This window comes from Longimicrobium sp., assembly GCF_036399935.1.
Lineage (GTDB): Bacteria > Gemmatimonadota > Gemmatimonadetes > Longimicrobiales > Longimicrobiaceae > Longimicrobium.
The window spans coordinates 84,448-105,356 of the sequence record NZ_DASWMD010000001.1 but is presented as its reverse complement, the minus strand read 5'-3'; the positions used below and the strand labels follow the sequence as shown (position 1 = coordinate 105,356).

At 69.5% G+C, this 20,909-nt stretch carries 16 protein-coding genes and 1 riboswitch; of the genes, 8 read left to right on the top strand and 8 right to left on the bottom strand.

Going from position 1 to position 20,909, the window contains the following annotated elements:
• Positions 1-122: 122 nt before the first annotated feature.
• From VGB24_RS00460 to lon, 5 genes are all read right to left on the bottom strand, one after another.
• Positions 123-698: a M23 family metallopeptidase gene (locus tag VGB24_RS00460; protein ID WP_331070987.1), complete on the bottom strand. Its 576-nt coding sequence runs from the start codon at positions 696-698 to the stop codon at positions 123-125.
• An 11-nt stretch (positions 699-709) separates the two neighbouring features.
• Positions 710-806: riboswitch (cyclic di-GMP riboswitch) on the bottom strand.
• 657 nt (positions 807-1,463) lie between these two features.
• Positions 1,464-1,688, bottom strand: coding sequence for a hypothetical protein (locus VGB24_RS00455; RefSeq protein ID WP_331070986.1), 225 nt, complete (start codon positions 1,686-1,688; stop codon positions 1,464-1,466).
• 111 nt (positions 1,689-1,799) lie between these two features.
• Entirely contained in the window at positions 1,800-2,993 is a 1,194-nt protein-coding gene (locus VGB24_RS00450; RefSeq protein WP_331070985.1) for a serine hydrolase domain-containing protein, read from the bottom strand.
• Between the two features lie 432 nt (positions 2,994-3,425).
• A complete protein-coding gene (locus VGB24_RS00445; RefSeq protein ID WP_331070984.1) occupies positions 3,426-4,787 on the bottom strand; it encodes a hypothetical protein in 1,362 nt (453 codons plus the stop codon).
• 118 nt (positions 4,788-4,905) lie between these two features.
• The gene (gene lon / locus VGB24_RS00440) at positions 4,906-7,482 is read right to left on the bottom strand and encodes an endopeptidase La (RefSeq protein WP_331070983.1); all 2,577 of its coding nucleotides are present in this window, start codon (positions 7,480-7,482) and stop codon (positions 4,906-4,908) included.
• A gap of 313 nt (positions 7,483-7,795) precedes the next feature.
• Between lon and VGB24_RS00435 the strand changes: the two genes are divergently transcribed.
• The gene (locus VGB24_RS00435; RefSeq protein ID WP_331070982.1) at positions 7,796-9,166 is read left to right on the top strand and encodes an Nramp family divalent metal transporter; all 1,371 of its coding nucleotides are present in this window, start codon (positions 7,796-7,798) and stop codon (positions 9,164-9,166) included.
• A gap of 15 nt (positions 9,167-9,181) precedes the next feature.
• Here VGB24_RS00435 and VGB24_RS00430 read toward each other — a convergent pair whose 3' ends face one another.
• Together VGB24_RS00430 and VGB24_RS00425 are read right to left on the bottom strand one after the other, a co-directional pair.
• Positions 9,182-9,883 (bottom strand): hypothetical protein, encoded by a 702-nt coding sequence (locus VGB24_RS00430; RefSeq protein ID WP_331070981.1) that lies wholly within the window; start codon positions 9,881-9,883, stop codon positions 9,182-9,184.
• A gap of 106 nt (positions 9,884-9,989) precedes the next feature.
• Positions 9,990-10,364 carry a WGxxGxxG family protein gene (locus tag VGB24_RS00425; RefSeq protein WP_331070980.1) on the bottom strand — a complete coding sequence of 125 codons (375 nt, stop codon included), beginning with the start codon at positions 10,362-10,364 and terminating at the stop codon, positions 9,990-9,992.
• A gap of 259 nt (positions 10,365-10,623) precedes the next feature.
• Between VGB24_RS00425 and VGB24_RS00420 the strand changes: the two genes are divergently transcribed.
• The 3 genes from VGB24_RS00420 to VGB24_RS00410 are packed head-to-tail and all read left to right on the top strand — an operon-like array spanning position 10,624 to position 13,405.
• Positions 10,624-11,490 (top strand): serine hydrolase, encoded by an 867-nt coding sequence (locus VGB24_RS00420; RefSeq protein ID WP_331021022.1) that lies wholly within the window; start codon positions 10,624-10,626, stop codon positions 11,488-11,490.
• Complete coding sequence (locus VGB24_RS00415; protein ID WP_331070979.1) at positions 11,490-12,149, top strand: hypothetical protein; 660 nt, start codon at positions 11,490-11,492, stop codon at positions 12,147-12,149. The genes VGB24_RS00420 and VGB24_RS00415 overlap by 1 nt, the downstream gene beginning before the upstream one ends.
• Entirely contained in the window at positions 12,149-13,405 is a 1,257-nt protein-coding gene (locus tag VGB24_RS00410) for a hypothetical protein (protein WP_331070978.1), read from the top strand. The genes VGB24_RS00415 and VGB24_RS00410 overlap by 1 nt, the downstream gene beginning before the upstream one ends.
• A 117-nt stretch (positions 13,406-13,522) precedes the next feature.
• Here VGB24_RS00410 and VGB24_RS00405 read toward each other — a convergent pair whose 3' ends face one another.
• Positions 13,523-14,641: a S8 family serine peptidase gene (locus VGB24_RS00405; protein ID WP_331070977.1), complete on the bottom strand. Its 1,119-nt coding sequence runs from the start codon at positions 14,639-14,641 to the stop codon at positions 13,523-13,525.
• Between the two features lie 311 nt (positions 14,642-14,952).
• Between VGB24_RS00405 and mprF the strand changes: the two genes are divergently transcribed.
• From mprF to VGB24_RS00385, 4 genes are all read left to right on the top strand, one after another.
• Positions 14,953-17,574, top strand: a complete 2,622-nt coding sequence (gene mprF / locus VGB24_RS00400) for a bifunctional lysylphosphatidylglycerol flippase/synthetase MprF (protein ID WP_331070976.1) — start codon at positions 14,953-14,955, stop codon at positions 17,572-17,574.
• The gene (locus VGB24_RS00395) at positions 17,571-18,296 is read left to right on the top strand and encodes an AcvB/VirJ family lysyl-phosphatidylglycerol hydrolase (RefSeq protein WP_331070975.1); all 726 of its coding nucleotides are present in this window, start codon (positions 17,571-17,573) and stop codon (positions 18,294-18,296) included. Before mprF ends, VGB24_RS00395 begins: the two co-directional genes overlap by 4 nt.
• A 778-nt stretch (positions 18,297-19,074) precedes the next feature.
• Positions 19,075-19,356 (top strand): hypothetical protein, encoded by a 282-nt coding sequence (locus VGB24_RS00390; RefSeq protein WP_331070974.1) that lies wholly within the window; start codon positions 19,075-19,077, stop codon positions 19,354-19,356.
• Between the two features lie 114 nt (positions 19,357-19,470).
• The gene (locus VGB24_RS00385) at positions 19,471-20,679 is read left to right on the top strand and encodes an MFS transporter (RefSeq protein ID WP_331070973.1); all 1,209 of its coding nucleotides are present in this window, start codon (positions 19,471-19,473) and stop codon (positions 20,677-20,679) included.
• Positions 20,680-20,909: the final 230 nt, after the last annotated feature.

The following is a 20,909-nucleotide window of genomic DNA, read 5'->3' as shown; positions in this document are numbered from 1 at the left end:
GTGAGGGAAGTGCGTTAGTGCGTTAGTGCGTTAGTGCGTGAGTGCGGGCGGAAACCGCCGCAAGCAGCACGCCCCGTCCGGTGTCCTGGACGGGGCGTTTCGTCTTCCGGTACCGGCGCGGATCAGTCGCGCACCAGCAGGTCGTACGGGTTCAGGTTGCGGCCTTCCCACCACTGCGCGGGGTCGTCCAGGATGGCCACGGAAAAGTGCAGGTGGCAGTCGCCCGGCTGCGCGTTGCCCGTGTCGCCCACGAACCCGATCACCTCGCCCCGCTGCACCCGCTGCCCCTCGCGCAGTCCCTGCGCGTAGGCGTCCAGATGGGCGTAGTAGTAGCGCGTGACGCCGTCTTCGTCCACCAGGTACACGGACAGCCCGCCGCGGTCGCCCGAGTGCAGCTTGCGGACCCGGCTGTCGGCCACGGCCAGCACCGGCGTGCCGCGCGGCGCGTGGATGTCGATGGCGTGGTGGGTGCGGCCCTCGGAGCGCGACTGGCGGTAGGTGTCGCGCAGCTGCTCGGGGCGCACGCCCATCACCGGCACCAGCAGGGGACCGGCCTCGCGCGGTTCGCTGCGTTCCAGCCGCGAGATGACGGCGGGGCTGCCCAGCAGCCGCCGCGACTGCGCTTCGGCGCGCGCGGGGAGGGCCAGGGTGGCCAGGGTCAGGGCGGCGAACGCGGCGTGCTTCAGGGGAAGATTCATGGGATGGTCTCGCCGGCGGCTCGACTGGCATGGCGCGGCCCACGCGGGGCTGGCTGTAGCCTCGTAGCTTTGCGTCGCCGCCTTTCGGCGGGTTTGCCGTTGTCGTTGAGGTCTCCGGCCGCTGGGGCCGGGAGAGGGGAACCGGGGTACCGCTGCTCCGATACTGCCGCCGATCGGGGGACCTTCGCCGGCCCGGACTGAACGAGCGGTGCCATGCCCGGGAGCGCGGGCGGGCGGTGCTGCGTTCACGACGTAAAGGTTGATCGGGTGGGCGCATGATAGTGCGCGCTTTCGCCTCGCGCCAGAGTCTTGGCAGTGGCTCCGTAGCAGCGGATTAGGCGAAATAGGCGTAGTGCAAAAGCACGTAACGACTTACGGGATTTTGCGGCTTTCTCATGTTCCTGTGACGGGCGCGGTGGACGGCCGGATCAACCGGCGCGGAGCCGTTTGAGGACGCGCGGCCGCCACATCGGGACGGGCGGGGTGGACGGGCAGGCGCGGTGGACGGTCGGCGCGGTGGACGGCCGGATCAACCGGCGCGGAGCCGTTTGAGGACGCGCGGCCGCCACGTCGGGACGGGCGGTTGAAACCGCGGCTGGAACGTCACGAAGTCCGCCTGCGCGGACTGCACGGGTGAGTACGGTGGTTTTTGGGATGGTGCCGCTCGGGCCCCTGGATGACAGGTGGACGTGGTGGACACTCACGCACTCACGCACTCACGCACTCACGCACTCACGCACTCACGCACTCACGCACTCCCCAACCTCACGCACTCCCCCCCTGCTCCGGCGCCGGCTCGTGGTCCTCCATCCGGCGGCCCGTGCCGGGGATGATGCCGCCCGTCTGCTCGGTGGGGTCGGTGCGGTCGTCGGGCGAGGGGGGCGCGGGAAGGTCGGCGGCGGGGCCCAGCAGCTCGCGAAGGGCTTCTTCGTCCTGCTGCCCCGTAGGCCGGATTGCGGACCCGCGGGTCCGGAGCGTTGCGCTCGGCATGTGCGTTCTCCCTGTCTGGGTCGCTCGTCGTTCGCTCACAAAAAGGCAAACACCGCGCCCAAACGTCCGGCGCGGTGTCGCAGATGTGCATCCGGTGGCGGCTCGTAACCCCTACCGCCCCGCCGTGCCGGTTTCGGAGCCCGGGCGCACCGCGTCGGCCACGCGGTCGTGAACGGTGCGCCGAAGCGTCTGCATGCGGTTGGGGCCGTCTTCGTAGGTGCGGTTGGCCAGCAGCACCACCCAGGTGCCGCGCTCCGGGTCGATCCAGATGGAGGTGCCCGTAAAGCCCGTGTGCCCGTACGAGCGGCTGGACATGCGCGTGCCCGAGGCGCCCTGCCCGGGGCCGCTGGGCGTGTCCCACCCCAGCGCGCGCGTTCCCGTCCCCGGCTGCCGCTGGCTGAAGGCGCGCACCGTGGACTCGCGCAGCACGCGCACGCCCTTGTACTGGCCGCCGTTGGCCATCATCGCGGCGAAGCGCGCCATGTCGTGCCCGGTGCTGAACAGCCCCGCGTTGCCCGCCAGCCCGCCCAGCTTGCGCGCGATGGGATCGTGCACCCGGCCGCGGTAGGCGTCGCCCATGGGGCGGTGGGTAGAGGCGCAGGCGCGGCACGCCTCGCCATAGACGTAGCTGGTGTGGAGCATGCCCAGCGGCTCGAACACGCGGCGGTCCAGCAGGCGGTACAGCGGTTCGCCCGCGGCGCGCTCGGCGGCGGCGTACAGCACCGCGAAGCCCACGTCGGAGTACACCACCCGCATCCCCGGCGCCGACCGCAGCTGCACGTTCAGCAGGCGGCGCAGCGACTCTTCGGGCGTGCTGCCCCCCAGCTCCACCCAGTCGGGGAGCCCCGACGTGTGGGTCAGCAGGTGGCGGATGGTGACGCGGTCCTTGTTGCCGCCGCGGAACTCCGGCAGGTACGCCGACACGGGCTCGTCCAGCCGCATCAGCCCGTCTTCCACCAGCAGCATCACGGCCGTGGTGGTGCCCACCACCTTGGACAGCGAGGCCAGGTCGTACACCGTGGTTTCCGGGTCTACCTCGCCTTCGCCGCGTCCCGTGCGGCCCAGCCCCTCTTCCAGCACCACGTGGTCCCAGCGGCCCACCGCCAGGCTGGCGCCCGGAAAGGAGCCACGCTGGATCTCGTCGCGCACCGCGTCTTCGGCGCGGAGGAGGGCGCTGGCGCTGAAGCCCGCCGCGGCGGCGGACGACAGCTCGTGGCGCGCCGTGCGGTCGGGCCGCACGGTGGTGTCCGAAGGCGTCGCCGCGGAAAGCGCGGCCACGAACGCGAGCAGGGCGGGATACGGCATGCGGACCTGCTTGGTCTTGTGGGGAAACGTACTGCACCGCGGAGTGGGACTTCGACAGTAATGCGGTTCGGAGTGGCTGTCAAGAAACTCGACTTACGCGAGTCATGTCGCTTCACCCGTTTGGTGGGATCAACCAGGCACGACGCAGGATTCATCTGCTACATGAACACCCGTCATACGGGCTGGATCAATGTCTTGACATTGCGCTCCAGAAGAGCGTAAGTGGATGGTGTGCAATGAGATGCAGCCGCCACCTGCGACTTGTTCGGGCAGGCCGGCTAGCCAGATCGTCAACTCTGGATGGGGTGAATCTCAGATGGAGGGCACGGGCGGGGGAGGGATGAAGGGCGGCGGGTGGATGACGATTGGTTTGGGAGGGATGGAAAGGAGCGCGGCCCAGGAGGATTCGTCCTCCGAGGCCGCTTGATGTGACTACTGAAAGAGGTCAGCGATTGCTTCGCGTGCGTCAACCTCAATGATTTTGACTCGTTCCGGGTGAGCTACACTCAGTTGCAGCAGCGAGCGAGCATACGGAATGGACGTTGACTTGAAGTACGGATCAACAATGCGAAGTACGTGCTTCGTTTCTGAGTTAATCCATCTCGTCACGTACTCGTTCACGTGAGGATCACGGAAGGAGTAGCCAATGACCGTGAGTACGTCGGTGCGCTGAAGTTCGTTTTGGAACTCTGCTAACAATTGCAAAAACGGTCCTTCCGCAGTCAGCTTGTTCCGCTGGCCGAAGATGACGGCGGGCCGGAACCCGCCGGCTTGCACGCGTTCAGAAGGAATTTCGCGAATACCTACCTCTGGCAGCAACTGTTGCGAATCGGGTCCGCCACGAGTGAGTTCCCAATCGACAGAGCCGTGCAGTTTCAGGTACTTCAATCCCCCACCAAACTCGAGCTGCCCTGATCCCACCCAGCGACCCACGCCTCTCGAGATCACAATATCCGAAGCCGTTGCGCTGAGCTCGACGGCATTGTCATAGTTAAGGCCAGCCAGCACTACGGCGGAAGGCTGACGGTCCGCGAACTGGAGTAGAGGCCGCAAGTAATCGACACGGGCCGGCTCACGCACCCATACCAGATCGATCAACGAGCGAATCATCTGCTCTGCCACATCCCGGAAGATGCGCCCACGTCCAGACTGCGGCTGAAGATCTGTGACAGCCCGCTCGAGTTCGAATCGGAAGCTATCCTCCGGAGATTGGCGTGCCGGAGCGAACAGCCAAGGTGAGGAAGGTTTGGGCGTTTTGAACCAAAGATCGGTAAGCGAGGCACGACGGCCCAGACGCTCCGAAAGCAGGCGAAGAACGGCATTCATAAGTTTACCAGCCGCGTCCTCCTGACCAAAGGTGAACAGAAACCCCTCCGTTTGTCGCGGAGCCTCCGCTGCCATTTCCTTTACCGCCGCCTTAATTTCAGCATAGACGGCGTGGTCTGACGCTCCGCGTGATTCGAGCGCGTGTTGCAGAAGAGACGTGACGACCCCGTAGATCGCACTCGCAAGCGCGTCTGGTGAGTCGCTGCCTCGGACTTCTCGATCTAGTTGATCCAGCGTTGGATGCCACCCACTGATGAACGGCGCGACGTCCAAGGTGTGCCGCTCCGACAACAACAGAACTGCATTGAACAGATCCTCGACATCCACCCCACCGAGTGGATTCTCCCCTTCAGTGCTCCGCTGGAAGATCAGTCCCCCCAAGGCAAACGAGAGGGGACGCTGCAACGATCTCAGCTCGGGGTGCTCGTAAAACCGACTCACGATCGATTGACTCATCTGGCGAGCCATCGGGATTCCGGCGTTGAACGAAGCACCAGCTCCGAAAAGTACCAGATGACGCATGCTCCACCTCAACGGCACCCCCAGAACTAACGTCCCGGGGGTGCTCTGATTGTGAACGAACTGTTTAGACCCCGCGGTGAAGGCGCAGCTCGCCTTCCATCCCCCGGCCGCCGCCCCCGGGGAGCGCCAGCTCGGGGAAGAGCAGGCGGCCCTCGCTCATCTTGGCGCCACGGAGGGCGACGGAGAGCGCTTCGTCGATGGAGCCGACGCCGTGCACCTCCATCTGCTCCAGCACCTCGGCCGGCAGGTCTTCCAGGTCCGCCAGGTTCTCCCTGGGCAGAAGAATCGTGCGGATGCCGGCGCGGTGGGCGCCCAGCAGCTTTTCCTTCACACCGCCGATGGGCAGCACCCGGCCGGTGAGCGTCACCTCGCCCGTCATCGCCACGTCGTTGCGGACGGGCGTTCCCGACAGGGCCGACACCAGTGCCGCCGTCATCGCCACGCCCGCGGAGGGGCCATCCTTGGGAATGGCGCCGGCGGGAACGTGGATGTGGAGCTCCGATCCCCACGCCTTGCGCGGGTCGATGCCATAGCGCGCCGCGTTGGCGCGGGCGTACGTCAGCGCCGCGCGGGCCGACTCCTTCATCACGTCGCCCAGCTGGCCCGTCAGCACCAGGTTTCCGAACCCGGGCGGCGCCTGGTCGGCGTCGCCGCTGGCGGGCGTCACCGCGCGCTGCTGCGCCGACACCTCGATGAACATGATGTCGCCGCCCACCGGGGTGTAGTACATCCCCGTCGCCACGCCGAGCACGTCCTCCGTCCCCGCGCGCTCCGGGTGCACCCGCGTGCGGCCCAGGAACTCGTTCACGTCGTCGCGCTCCACGACCACGCGCGTGGTGCCGCCCGTGGCGATGCGGCGCGCCGCCTTGCGCGCCACCTTGCCCACCTCGCGCTCCAGCTGGCGAACGCCGGCCTCGCGGGTGTACTCGGTGATCAGCCGCTCCAGCGCCGCCTCGGAAAGCTCCAGCTCGCCCTCTTCCAGCCCCGACTGCTCCATCTGGCGCGGAACCAGGTAGCGCTGGGCGATGTTCTTCTTTTCCAGCTCGGTGTAGCCGCGGAACTCCACCGCCTCCATGCGGTCGTACAGCGGCGCCGGGATGTTCTCCGTGTAGTTGGCCGTGGCGATGAACAGCACCTCGCTCAGGTCGAACGGAACGCCCAGGTAGTGGTCGGTGAACTCGTGGTTCTGCGCCGGGTCCAGCACCTCGAGCAGCGCCGACGACGGGTCGCCCTGGTAGCTCACGCCCAGCTTGTCGACCTCGTCCAGCAGGATCACCGGGTTGCGGCTCTTGGCCTGCTTGAGCGCCTGCACGATGCGGCCGGGCATGGCGCCCACGTAGGTGCGCCGGTGGCCGCGGACGTCCGCCTCGTCGCGCACGCCGCCCAGGGCAATGCGCACGTACTTGCGCCCCAGCGCCCGCGCGATGCTCTTGGCGATGGACGTCTTGCCCACGCCCGGAGGGCCGGCGAAGAGCAGGATGGGCCCCTTGGCCGTCGCCTTGGCCTTGGCCTCGGCGATCTCCTTCTCGAGCACCTCCACCGGCTCCTCGGCCTCGGTGCCTTCCAGTGCCTCGGCTTCGACCGCCGCGTCTTCCTTGACCTCGGCCTCGGCGCGGCGCGCCGCCAGCTGGCGCACGGCCAGGAACTCCAGCACGCGGTCCTTGACGTCTTCCAGGCCGTAGTGGTCCTCGTTCAGCACCTCTTCGGCCGCGCCCAGGTTCAGGCTGTCCTCGGTGCGCGTGCTCCACGGCAGGTCCGTCACCCACTCCAGGTAGGTGCGGATCACCTGGTATTCGGCGCTCTGCGGATTGGTGCGCTCCAGGCGGCCCAGCTCGCGCTCGATCTCTTCGCGCACGGACTCCGACAGCCCCAGCGCCTCGATCTTTTCGCGAAGCTCCTCCACCTCGCGGCCCTCGTCTTCTTCGCCCAGCTCGCGCTGGATGGCCTTCATCTGCTCGCGCAGCAGCATCTCGCGCTGCCGCTCGCCCAGCTCCTCCTGCACCTGCTGCTGGATCTCCTCCTGCGCCTCCATGAGCGCCAGCTGGCGCTGCACGATGAGCAGCAGGGAGCGCAGCCGCTCTTCCACGGACAGGCTCTCCAGCAGCTTCTGCTTGGCCTCGGGGGGCATTTCCACGTAGAACGACACCAGGTCGGCGAACGCGCCGGGCTCGGTGACGCCCTCCATGAACTGCTGCAGCATTTCCGCCGGAATGCCGCGGCGCCGACCCAGCTCGGCCGCGCGGTCGCGCAGCTCGCGGTTCAGCGCCACGAACGCCGGGTCTTCGGCATTCACCGGCGGCTGCTCCGTCATTGCCCGCACGTGGGCCGTCAGCCCGTGCCCGGCATCCACGTACTGCAGCGACATGGCGCGCGACTCGCCGTGGATCAGCAGCTGCACCCCTCCGCCGCCCTTCTGCACCTGCGCGATGCGCACGATGGTGCCGACGGTGTACAGGTTGTCCTGCTCCACGTCGTCGCGGTTTTCCTTCTGCGCGACGGCGAACATCCGGCGGTCGCCCGCGAGCGCCGCCTCGATGGCCTGCAGCGTCCCGGGGCGGCCCGCCGAGATGGGCACGGCCGTTCCCGGGAAGATGACCGTTTCCCTCAGGGGAAGAACGGGCAGCATCAACTTCTCGCTCATGTTGTCTATCCTTTAGACGAATGCGGCGGGCTGTGTCCCCGCCGCTTGCTGTCGATCGCGTTTTGCATCTTTGCGGCCACGCCCGTATACCCCTCCAGGGGTTCCCGCGTGCCCCGTAACCGCCTGCCTAATCTACACTTAACCCATCAAAACGGGTCCGCTGCCAAAGCGGCTCGATTCGGCTCGCCGGATGCCGGTTCGGCGGCGCCCCTGCCGATGCGGCACGGGTGCGGGGAAAGATGCGGGGAAAGAGGGGCCCGTGTACATTACGCGCATCCCGCCGGCGCCGCACGCTTCCCTTCCTCCGCATCCCATGAAGCGCTTTCTCCAGGTGCTGTTCTGGTCGCTGATTCCCGCCGCCTTCATCGGCCCGGGCACGGTGACGACCGCCGCCTCGGCCGGGGCCCGGTTCGGCTACGGCCTGCTGTGGGCGCTCACCTTCTCGACCATCGCCACGGTTGTCCTGCAGGAAGCCAGCGCGCGGGTGACGGTGGTGTCGGGCCGCAACCTGGCCGAGGCCATCCGCGACCGCTTCCGCGGCGGCGCGACGGGCCTTCTCGTGATCCTCCTGGTCCTGGGCGCCATCGTCCTGGGCAACGCGGCGTACGAAGCGGGCAACGTGCTGGGTGCGGCGGCCGGCGCGGCGCTGGGCTCGCCCATCTCGTCGCGAGCCGCCACGGCGCTGATCGTCATCGTCACCTTCGCGGTCCTGTGGGTGGGCACGCCGAAGGTGGTGACCACCGTGCTCGCGGCCACGGTGGGCGTGATGGGCATCACCTTCCTGGTGACCGCGGTGATGCTGGCGCCTCCCGTGGGCGAGGTGCTGCGCGGCTCGCTCGTTCCGTCCGCCCCCACCGGGTCCGGGCTGCTCCTTCTGGGCCTCGTGGGGACGACGGTGGTGCCCTACAACCTGTTCCTGGGCTCGGCGGCGGCGCGGGGGCAGAACCTGCGCGAGATCCGCTTCGGGCTGACGGTGGCCGTCGTCCTCGGCGGGCTGATCTCCATGGCCATCCTGGTCGCCGGCACGGGGCTGCGCGGCACCTTCAGCTACGAGGCCGTGTCGGCGATGCTGTCGGGGCGGCTGGGCGGATGGGCGGGGGCGATGTTCGCGTGGGGATTGTTCGCGGCGGGCTTCTCGTCCGCCATCACGGCTCCGTTGGCCGCGGCGGTGACGGCGGGAAGCCTGTTCGAGGACGGGTCCGGCCGCTGGCACGCGCGCGGCCCCCGCTATCGCGCCGTGTGGATGGGGGTGCTGGCCGTGGGCGCGGCATTCGGGCTGGCCGGCGTGCCGCCCATCCCGGCCATCATCCTGGCGCAGGCGCTGAACGGGGTGGTGCTGCCCTTTGCCGCGGTGTTCCTGCTGGTGGTGGTGAACGACCGCGCGCTGATGGGCGACGACGGCATCAACCGCCCCGCCACCAACGTGGTGATGAGCGCCGTCGTCGCGGCCACGCTGGTGCTGGGCGTTTCCGGCGTGCTGAAGGCGGCCGCCTCGGCGTTCGGCGGCACGCCGACGGAGGGGCGCATCCTGGCCACCGCGGGGGGGATCGCGGGCGTGCTGCTGGTTCCCCTCCTCCTCTGGGTGCGCCGCGCCCGCGCGCGCGGCATGGAACATCGAACAGCGGGGACAGCCTCACGTGGTGAAGCTGCCCCCGCTCCGAAACCCCGGCTACCCGACCGCTGACGGGAGCGAAGCGCCTCAGGGAGTGGTGCCCCGTCCAGACCGGGTGGTGCCGCGCTCGTAGCCGGTGCGGCAGAAATCGCGCATGGTGTCGAACGAAGCAGCGTTCGGGCCGGCGAGCCCGCGCCGGATCTCCGGTTCTACCTCGGTGTAGCTCCGGCCGCCGTACTCCGGATTGCGCGAAGCCGCGTACCCGAGGGTGTAGTAATTCCTCGCCTGCGGGTAGGTGACGGTCGTCCGCGCGGGATGTGACTGGTAGTGGGCGCGGTAGTGGGTTTCGTCGTCCTCGCTGTGCTCCGAGAACGCCTCCAGCACCTGCTTCCCCGCCCACCAGCTTCCGGCGGCTACGGCCAGCCCACCCAGCAGCGTCTTCCACTCGAAGCCGCCCCGAACGTAGTCCCGCACGTCCACCCAGCTGCTGTTCCCCTGCGGCTTGTACTCCTTCTCGAGATCGATCTCCACTTCCTGGAACGAACGACCCTGGTAGTTGGGTTTCGCGGCAGCGGTGTGGCCCAGCTGGTACCCGGACCGCGCGTTCTCGTAGCTGTGAGTCGCGGGGCGGTCCGTGCGTGCGTCGAAGTCGCGCCGGTAGTAGTGCGAATCGTACGCGTCGAAATCATCCGGCGCCGCCGGGTGCCCGGCCCCCGTGCCGGACCCTCCGGTGGCTCCACCGGAACCGCTGCTGCCGGCGCTCCCACCCAGGCGATCGTTCTGATCCATGATTTACCCCGGAATGCGTTGGTGAACGGCTGAACATCAGGAACGTACGGATGCGGGGGGCCGTCAGCGCCGGAATACGGCGCCGGGCCCCCGCACACCGAAGTCTTTACAGGTTGCGGTTGCCACCCCCGGTGGTTCCACCACGGCCCATGCTTCCCGGCGTGTCGTCCGGGCGAACGACCGTGTGGTCGACCACCGGCCCGCTCGTGGTGGCACGGTGCGTTTCCACCGGTCGTACCGTCTCGCGATGGGTGTGCACCTCCTCCTTCTTGCCCCGGCCCAGGAGCCCCGCGAGACCCAGCAGGCCAAGCAGGCCCCACGGGAACCCACCTCCCTCGCGTTCTTCGTGCTCGACGGTGGTGGTCGTGGTAGATGCCACCGAATCCTGGGCGTGCACCGGCGGTGCCGGCATCGCGCAGAGGACGAGGGCAACAACGACCACCTTCCACCACATCGTCGTACCGCCTCGGGCTGCATGCATGGCTCTCATCTCCTGTACGGGTCCGAAGGAAGCTGCGGCGCGCAGCCAGAGCAGGTAGCATGCCGCAGGCACTCACATTTGGCCGTCCCATCGCTGTCCGGCCCTGGCCGCGGCGCGGGTGAAACCCGGTCTCCGCTGAGCCCCGCTCACCCCTGCCTGCGCCCCTGGCTGGCGTACAACCTGCAAGGCCGGTCCGGTTCTCGTACGACCGGGCCAGCCCGGACAGAACCGGCCGGCCCGCCGACCCGCCACGACCGAGATGGCAGCCAGGAAAGACCGAAAGGAAGATGACGACCCCTTGCGCACCCAGGTCCGCAAGATCGCCGACGACGCGGGTGCGCTCTCGGTGGCGGTGGCGTATCACGACTACGAAACGCGCACGGCGTGGAGCTTTCGCGGCGACGAGTGGTTCCACGCCGCCAGCACCATCAAGGTTCCCGTGCTGCTGGGGGTGTTCGCCGCCATCGCCCGGGGCGAGCTGGCGCTGAACGCCCGCGTGCACGTCCGCAACCGCTTTCTGAGCGTGGCCGACGGCAGCTCGTTCCGCGTGGGAAGCTCGCGCGACGCCAACGCCGACGTGCAGCAGGCCATCGGCAAGACCATGAAGGTGAGCGACCTGGCGTACCACATGATCACCACCAGCAGCAACCTGGCCACCAACCTGCTGATCGACGTGGTGGGCATCGACGCGGTGCGCAAGACGCTGGCGGACCTGAACCTGGACGACGGGGTGGAGTTCCGGCGCGGCGTGGAGGACGAGCACGCCTTCGAACGCGGCATCAGCAACCGGTGCACGGCCGACGGCATGCTGCGCGTGCTGCGGGCCATCGAAGACCGCAAGGCGTTCAGCGCCCAGGCATCGGAACAGATGCTGGACATCCTTCACGCGCAGGAGTTCCGCAGCGGCATTCCCGCGGGGCTTCCGGAAGGCGCGAAGGTGGCCAACAAGACGGGCGAGATCAGCACGGTTGCGCACGACGCGGGCATCGTGTACCTGCCCAGGCGCAAGCCGTACGCGTTGGTGGTGCTCACGGAGTGGGACAAGGACAGGTCGTCGGGGCGCAAGGACACCATCGCGCGCATCTCGCGCGCCATCTACCACCACCTGGCGGAGAAGGGGGACTGATGCCCCTGCTTCGCGTGGTGGACGGGCTGACGCTGGCCGACGCGCACCGCCGGGTGCTGCGCCCCGGCCAGCTGGTGCGGGGGCGCGACGGCAAGGCGCGCCGGCTTCCGCGCTGGTTCTACGAGGTGCCCTCGTGGGAGGCCGCGCTGGACACGCAGCTGGCGCCCAACTTCAAGGTGTGGGAGTTTTTGAACGTGGACGTGCGCGAGCACGAGCTGCAGCGCCTGCGCTGGCCCCGCTACCTGCCGATGGCCGTGGGGCTGCTGGCGGCGGCGCTGGAGGTGTTCCGGGCCGAGGTGGACACCTACGTGCACGTGGCGGCCAACGGGGGATACCGCTCGCCGGCCCACCGCCTGAGCGGCCCCGCGTCGCCGCACTTCTGGGGGACGGCGGTGAACCTGTACCGCATTGGCGACGACTGGCTGGACGACGAGAAGAACATCACGAAGTACGCGCGGCTGGCGCGCGAAGTGTCGCCCGCGTTCTTCGCCCTGCCGTACGGCCACGGGCTGGGCGAAACGGACGACCACCTGCACCTGGACGTGGGATACGCCACCCTGGCGCCGCACGAGGGTGCCAGCGAAGAGAACGACGAAGATGCGGAGCCGTTGCAGGGCGGGGACGCGGACGAAACCGAAACCCGCGAGACTGAGGCGTGATGCCTGACGATACCAAGAAGCTCGATTCGGCCAAGGGCGAGTCCCGCTCGGCCGGTTCAGGAGGAGGCAGCGGCCGGCTGGAGCTGGCGGCCATCGGCATGGAAGCCGAGTTCCAGGTGCACGTGGACGGCGAGCTGGTGCGGCCCGAGGACGTGTTCGGGAGCCCGCGCGCCTTCGTGCGCGGCAACCTGATGCACCGCGTGGGCACCTCGTACCACCTGCCCACGGGCGGGGCCGTGTACTTCGACACCGGGGTCATCGAGGTGGCCACCCCGGTGATCGAGATCGACCGCGGCTGCGCGGCGCGCGCCGGGCGCAGCCTGTGGGAAAGCGTGCTGTACCTGCGCGAGGAGCTGGACGAGTGGGAGCGCCGCGAGGGGCGCGAGGTGCGGCTGACCGGCTTCAGCGCGCACTACAACGTGTCGTTCGAGCTCCCGCGCGAGGAGCAGGGGCGCAGCCGCACGGTGAAGAAGCTGGCGCTGCTGCTGTCCTACATCCTTCCCGTGCCGGTGATGCTGCTGGCCACCAACCGCCAGTCCAGCGGCGTGGGGGTGCGTCCCCGCGGCGACCGCATCGAGGTGACGGTGGACTTCACCCCCAGCGCCAGCCTGATGATCGCCACGGGCACGCTGATCGTGGGCATCGTCCGCGAGGTGATGAAGTGGCGGTCGTTCGAGCTGGAGATGCTGGAGGAGCACACCATTCCGGTGATCGCCGGCTACACGCCCATGCCGCACACGTCGCGGAAGGGATGGCTGGCGCGCAAGGACTGCTACAGCCAGGACCCGTTCGCGCAGGACATCGACTCGCCGGTGTGGGACACCACGGACGGGCGCACGATGAGCCTTCGCCACATCGCGGGGCTGATCACCAAGACGTTCTGGCACCCCATCCGCCGCATCAGCGACCCGTGGACCTTCCGCCTGATCGGCTCGGTGATGCGGGGGCGCGCACCGTCGCTGCTGGACCTGGACGACCGCCCGGCGGAGTACGACGACGTGGGCCGGCTGTGCACCTGGGACAACCTGTTCCCCGAGAACCAGCTGAGCCGCAGCCGCTACGAGCGCGTGCTGATCCGCGCCATCAGCGGGCAGAAGCTGTGGATGCACGGACGCCGCTACACGCCCACGGGCATGCGCGGCTGGTCGTCCGTCGTGTTCCGCGCCGACGACGACGGCTCGCGCCACGTGTTCGGCATCGACTACCTGCTGGGGCACCTGCGCGACTGGGAGCGGCCGAGGACGAGGGGCGGCTGACAGCGTCACGTCGGTGACACGGAACGAGAAGAGGCCGGCCCCGCATCGCGGAGCCGGCCTCTTTCATTCACCCGTGGTCGTGGCCTTCCCGACCCTGGTGACCGTCGTTGCCGCAGCTTAGCGGCTGGCGATCGGGTCCGGGTTGCCGTCGGGGTCGCACTTGGCGCTGCCGCTGGTGCGGATGCTGCCCATCAGCAGGACGCCGGCCACGTGCGGCGCCGCCATCGAGGTGCCGCTCATCGTCGTCGTGCCGCCGCCCTTCTTGGTGGACAGGATGCTCACGCCCGGCGCGGCGTAGTCCACCGGCGGGTTGCCCCAGTTGCTCCACGACGCCATGCAGTCGACGTTGTTGACGGCGGAGATGGTGAAGACGTTGTTGCCGTTGGCGCGGGCCGGGGTGAAGTTGGCCGCGTTCAGGCCGTCGTTGCCGGCCGCCAGCACCATCCGGATTCCCTTGGCCGCCGCGTCGGTCACGGCCTTTTCCAGCGTGGCGTTGCTGCCGCTGCCGCCCAGGCTCAGGTTGGCCACGTCGCCCGAGGCGCCGTTGGCCGCCACGAAGTTGATGCCGTTGATCACGCCTTCCCAGCTGCCGCTGCCGCTGTTGCCCAGCACGCGAACCGAGCAGACGTAGGCGTTGGCCGCCACGCCCACCACGTCCACACCGTTGTTCTTGGCGGCCACCGTGCCGGCCACGTGCGTGCCGTGCCCGTTGCCGTCCGCCGGGCTGGTGCCCGCGTAGTAGGTGTGGCAGGCGCGGCTGGTGTTCAGGTCGGCATGGTTCAGGTCGATGCCGCTGTCGATGATCCACGCCGTCTTGCCGGTGCCGTCGCCGGCGCCGCCCACGCGGGTGATGCCCCAGGGCGTGGTCTGCGTCGTGCTGCCGCCGCCGCCCGGACGAGCCGACACGTGCGGAAGGTCCAGCGAAACCACCCCGTCCTTCTCCACGATGTCCACGCGCGGGTCGGCCATCACCGCGGCCAGCCGGCCCTGCGGAATCACGGCCGAGAAGCCGGGCGCCGCATGCTGCCGCAGGAAGCGGACGGCGAAGCCGTTGCCGCGGGCCAGGTCGGCGGCGGCCGAGGCCACGTCCACGCCGGGCTTGAAGGTGACGATGTAGATGGGCGCGTTTTCCGACGCGGACAGCGACGCGTCCGCCGCCTGGGTGGTCACGGGCCCGTCCTGACAGGCGGCCAGGCTCAGGGCGGCGAGCGCGGCGAGGGGGATGGAACGACGCATGGAATCTCCTCCGGGTGGGTGAAGAGGCGCAGGCACGGGCCAGGGGAGGCCCAACGGTGCCCGCGGATGGGACGCCTCCTGGAAAGGCAAGCGCGGGACCATTCCGGCCCCACAACGCAAGTTGCCATCAAACAACTACTTAACGTCTTTGCGCGGCACCCGCTCCGGTGTTCGGGTGCACCAGAATGGTGCGGCGGGACCCGGAACCGTGCGCTTCATCTGGTGCACGTACCCTCGGGCGCAGCCTTTCGGCGGCCCGGCGGCGGCGCCATATTCCCCGCCCCTTCTGACGAGCCATTTCAAGCGTTTTCGTGGATACCGAGACCTCGCCCGCTGCTCCGCCGCAGGAGCCGACCCCGCAGCGCGCGTCGCTGGCGTCGCTCGCGTTCCGCTGGCTTTCCCCCGCGGTGGGGCTGGGCCTGTTCGCCGCGGCGGTGTGGGTGCTCAACCAGTCGCTGCGCGAGGTGAGCTACCGCGAGGTGCGGGCGACCATCCACGACCTTCCCGCGCTGTCGCTGCTGCTGGCCGTGCTGGCCACCGCGGCCAACTACGCCATCCTCTGCGCCTTCGACCTGCTGGCGTTCCGCTACGTGGGCAGGCGGCTGACGGACTGGAAGGTGGCCGTCACCTCGTTCATCGGCTACGCGGTGGCCAACAACGTGGGGTTCGCCATCATCTCGGGCACCTCGGTGCGCTACCGCTTCTACTCGCGCTGGGGGCTGGGGGCCGAGGACATCTCGCGCATCGTCGTCTTCTATACCGGCACCTTCTGGCTGGGATTCCTGGTGCTGGCGGGGTGGAGCCTGGCCTTCGACCCGCTCCCCGGGATGAAGACCATGCTGGGGGCCACCACGGTGTCGCTCATCGGGTGGACGCTGCTGGTCACCGCCTTCTCGTACCTGGCGGCCGCGGGGGTGCGCCGCGAGCCGGTGAAGATGTGGAAGTGGCGGATCCCGGTGCCGCCCATGCGCACCGTCGCCATGCAGTACCTGCTCTCGACGGTGGACTGGGCGCTGGCCGCGGCCGTGTTCTTCGTCCTGCTGCCCAGGACGGAGCTGACGTTCGCCGAGTTCCTGGGCGCCTTTCTGGCCGCGCAGCTGCTGGGGCTGGTCAGCCACGTTCCCGGCGGCGTGGGCGTGTTCGAGGGGACGATGGTGGTGCTGCTGGGGCAGTACCTGTCGCTGGGGCAGATCGTCTCGTCGCTCGTCATCTACCGGCTGATCTACTACATCATCCCCCTGGCGGTGGCGCTGCTGATCCTGGTGGTGGACGAGGTCCGCCAGCGCCGGCACCACCTGGCCAAGCTGGGGAGCTGGGTAGGGAGCCTGTCGCAGCAGCTGGCGCCGCGGGTCCTGGGGATGTTCCTGTTCCTGTGCGGCGCGCTCCTGCTCCTTTCCGGCGCTACGCCCACCGAACCCCAGCGGCTGGCGTGGATCGACCGGAACCTGCCACTGGTGATGGTGGAGGCGGGATACCTGATCGGCAGCGTGGCCGGCGTGGCCATGCTGATCGTGTCGCAGGCGGTGGCGCGGCGCCTGGACATGGCCTTCTTCCTGGGTGCCGCCAGCCTGGCCGTGGGCATCGGCGCGTCGCTGCTGAAGGGCGCCGACTACGAAGAGGCGGTGCTCCTGGGCGGCGTGCTGGCCGCGCTGGTGGTCAGCCGCCCGGCGTTCGACCGCAAGGCGGATTTCTGGGCCGCGCGCTTTTCGCCGGGCTGGGTGTTCGGGCTGGCGGCGGTGATCGGCGCCACCATCTGGCTGGGCTTCTTCGCCTTCAAGCACGTGGAGTACAGCAGCGACCTGTGGTGGCGCTTCGCGCTGCGGCAGGACGCCCCGCGCGCGCTGCGGGCCACCATGCTGGCCACCATCCTGATGCTGGCCTTCGGCGTGGCCCGCCTGCTGAGGCCCGCCCCGCCGCAGATCCACCTGCCGACCGACGAGGAGCTGCGCCGCGCCGAGGAGCTGGTCCGCGCGCAGCCGTCCACCGTTCCCTACCTCGTCTACCTGCTGGACAAGACGCTGATGTTCAGCGAGGACGGCCGCGCGTTCCTGATGTACGCCGTGCAGGGGAACACCTGGGTGGCCATGGGCGACCCCGTGGGCGACCCGCGCTCGGTGCCGGGGCTCATCCGCCGCTTCTTCGAACGCTGCGACGACTACGGCGGCATTCCCGTCTTCTACCAGGTGGGCAAGGACCGGCTTCACCAGTACGCCGACTTCGGGCTGACCTTCGCCAAGCTGGGCGAAGAGGCGTTCGTGGACCTTCCCTCCTTTCACCTGGACGGGGCGGACCGCAAGCCGTTCCGCCTGGTGATCAACCGCTTCGGGCGCAGCGGCATGACCTTTCGCGTGGTGCCGCCGGAGGAGATCCCGGCCCTGCTGCCGCAGATGGAGGAGGTGTCGCACGAGTGGATGGAGGGGAAGCGCGCGGCCGAGAAGGGCTTCTCCCTGGGCTTCTTTTCCCCCGCGTACGTGCTGCGCTTTCCCGCCGCGGTCGTGGAGCAGGACGGGCGGCTGCTGGCCTTCGCCACGGTGTGGCCCGGGCCGGGTGGAGCGGAGCTTTCGGTGGATTTGATGCGCTACCGCCGCGACGCGCCGCGCAGCGTGATGGAGGCGCTGATGCTGCACCTGATGCTGTGGGGCAAGGCGGAAGGCTACCGGCGATTCAACCTGGGGATGGCGCCGCTGTCGGGGCTGGAGGTGTCGGCCGTGGCGCCCGCGTGGACGCGCATCGGCAGCTTCCTGTTTCAACGCGGGGAGGCGCTGTACAACTTCCAGGGGCTGCGGCAGTACAAGGACAAGTTCGACCCCGCGTGGGAGCCGCGCTACCTGGCGTACCCCGGCGGCCTGGCGCTGCCGCGGATCACCGCGGACGTGTCGGCGCTGATCGCGGGCGGCTACCGCGCCATCTTTCGCCGCGGGCGCGCCGCGTGATCCGCGCCCTCGTCGCGGGGGCGGTGCTGCTGGGGCTCGGCCTCTTCGCCGGATGCAGCCGCGTGCGCATTCCCCCGGCCGCCGGGCCGGCGGGCGGCAAGGCGCGGTCGCTTCCCCTGCGCGCCATGCCGGTGCAGGGCGACACGGGACGCGTGTTCGCCATCGTGCTCACGGGCGACGGGCCCACCGGCGGGCTCGGAAGGAAGATCGGCAGCGACCTGCAGGCCGCGGGAGTGCCGTCCATCGTATGGCACACGCTGCGGTACTACTGGAATCCGCAGAGCCCCGAGCAGTCCGCGCGCGACCTTGACCGGGTGATCCGCAACTACGCGTCGGCGTGGGGCCGCGAGCGGGTGGTGCTGGTGGGCTATTCCATGGGCGCCGACGTGCTGCCTTTCCTGGTGAACCGCCTTCCGGACGACTCGCGGCGCCGGGTCGTGGGGATGGCCCTGCTGGCGCTGGCGCACGATGCCGTGTTCGAGTTCCGCTTCGAACAGTGGTGGGGCACCTCCGGCGCCCCGCGCTTCGCCACCCGGCCCGAGGTGGAAAAGCTGGCCGGCCTTCGCGTGCTTTGCGTCTGGGGCGTGGGAGACGACAAGGCCGCCTGCCCGCTGATGCGCACGGCGCCCATGCGCGAGGTGCAGCTGCGCGGCGGCCACCAGTTCAAGGGCGACCAGGAGCGGCTGCTGCGCGTGGTCCGCGAGTTCGCGCTGGAGGACTGACCCCCCTCTCCCGGCCTCTCCCCCGCAAACTGCGCGGGAGAGAGGAGCACTTCTCTCGAGGTTCGATGGGCTGCCGCTCACACCTCGGGAGCCCGCCCCCCCCGGCCCCCGTCCCCCGCTGCGCAGGGGTGGGGGAGAACTGCACACAGCCCGCCCGAACACGATGTCATCGCGATGGACAGACCGTGTCGGACGTGGGCAGCCGCGAAACCGCAAGAGCGGGTCAACCCGCAGCTCGGAAAGCGGAAAGCCCCGGCTCGGGCCGCTGTCGCGTCCCGCTCGGGGCTTCACCTGCACGCGCCCCCGAAGTTCCCGAACCGCCGATATGTCATCCCGATGGAGCGGCCAAGGCACACCTGCCCCCGCTCCACAGACCGCAGCGACTGAGGGATCCGCCACACACTTCGCGAGACGCCCGTACTCCGCGATCGCACAGCCGCCGGTTCTGTTCGTGGCTTCGCGTGGCTGCGAAGCGAGTGGGATCGGCGCTTTCGCCATCGAGGAGCACCATCCCTGCTGTGTGGCGGATCCCTCAGCCGCTGCCGCCTACGGTGTACCTACAGCTTTCGGGTGACCGCTCCATCGGGATGACAGGTGCGCTTCGGCACCTATGACGGATGCCCCCGGCGCTGCTCCGGGTGCACCGCTCGTCAGGATGACAACTCCCTCGCCGCGTGCTACGCCCACACGTGATCGCTTCTGCACGGTACTTGCGGATGCGCCCGGACGAGCCGTCGAGGGAGACGGACAACATCACCCGGGTTGGAAGGAACATCCGATGAAGAAGCTCCTGGTTCTTGCGGCCGCCGCGCTGCTTTCCGCCGCGCCCGCCGCCGCGCAGCAGACGATGAACGCGCCCGCCGAGACCGCGCCGGCGACGACCGCTCCGGCCGCGCAGACGGTGGCCCCCAGCCTGTTCGTGTCCCAGGACGAAATCCGCCAGCGCGTCGCCGCCGCCGAGGCGCAGCGCGAAGGCGCCCAGGTGGGCAGCACCAGCTTCTGGTACATGGTGGCCGCCATCGCGCTGGGCATCATCATCGCCAGCCTGCTGCTGAACTGAGCCGCGGATCTGCTCGCTCGAGAAACCCCGCCGGAAGACTTTCCGGCGGGGTTTCTCGCGTCCGGGAACCGCGCGCACCTTGCCCGGCGGGCGCCGGTGTAGGATCATGCGCGGATGACCGGCCAGGACGCGCCCGAAGCCCCGGCGCCGGAGGCCCGCCCGCGCGGGCTGATGCGCGGAAACGTGCTGTGGCTGAGCGTGGCGTCGTTCCTGAACGACGCCGCCAGCGAGATGATCTATCCCCTGCTGCCGCTGTTCCTTACCGGCACCTTGGGGGTGGGCGCCGCGTTCGTGGGCGTCGTCGAGGGCGTGGCCGAGAGCGCCTCGAGCCTGCTGAAGCTGGCCAGCGGCTGGCTGGCGGACCGTACCGGACGCCGCAAGGCGCCCACGGCCCTGGGCTACGCCATTGCCGCACTCGGCCGTCCGCTGATCGCCGTCACCGCGGCGGGGTGGCAGGTGCTCGCCGTTCGCCTGGCCGACCGGGTGGGCAAGGGCATCCGCACGGCGCCACGGGACGCGCTTCTGGCCGAGTCGGTGCCGGCGGAGCAGCGGGGTGCGGCGTTCGGGCTGCATCGCGCGGCGGACCACGCGGGCGCCGTCGCCGGCCCGCTGATCGCGTCGGCGATGCTGCTGGCGTGGCCGGGCAATCTGCGGACGGTGTTCGCGCTCGCCATCATCCCCGGCCTGCTGACGGTGGGCGCGGTGATGTGGAAGGTGCGCGAAACCGCGCCCGCGTCCCCGGCCACCTCCGCCCCGCCGCTGCCGCGCTGGAGCGAGCTTGGCCCGACGCTTCCGCGCTATCTGGCGGTGCTGGCGCTGTTCACGCTGGGCAACGCGTCGGACGCCTTTCTCCTGCTTCGCGCGGCCGAGGCGGGCGTGCCGGTCGCGGCCATTCCGCTGCTGTGGGGCGCGCTGCACGTCAGCAAGGCGGTGTTCAGCATCTGGGGCGGGCGGCTGAGCGACCGCATCGGGGCGCGGCGGGCGATTGTGGCGGGGTGGATGGTGTACGCGGCGGTATACGCGGGGTTTGCGGTGGTGGGCGCGGCGTGGCAGGTGTGGGCGCTGTTCCTGGTGTACGGCCTGTACTTCGGGCTGACGGAGGCGCCGGAAAAGGCGCTCGTGGCGGCGCTGGCTCCGGAGGGCCGCCGCGGCAGCGCGTTCGGCGCGTACCACGCGGCCATCGGCATCGCGGCGCTGCCGGCGAGCGTGCTCTTCGGGGTGCTCTGGCAGGTGTTCGGTGCGCACGTGGCGTTCGCGGTGGGCGCGGCCTTCGCCCTCGCGGCGGCGCTGCTCCTGCCGTGGGCCCTCCCGCGCGAGCGCTGAGGGCGGGCACAGGGCGAGGCCTCGGCCCTGCTGGGGCGACTAAAGTCGCGGCAACGACGGCCCAAAGTCCGCCTTCGCGGACTGCACGCGTAGTCGAGCGCGCGTGGCCGGCCGAAACGCATCGAAGGTCTCCCCCTCCCCTGCGCAGCGGGGAAAGGTGATCGGGGGGAGGGGGCTTCCGAGGCATGCAAGGCACCCTTTCGAACCCCGATCGAATTCTCCCCTCTCCC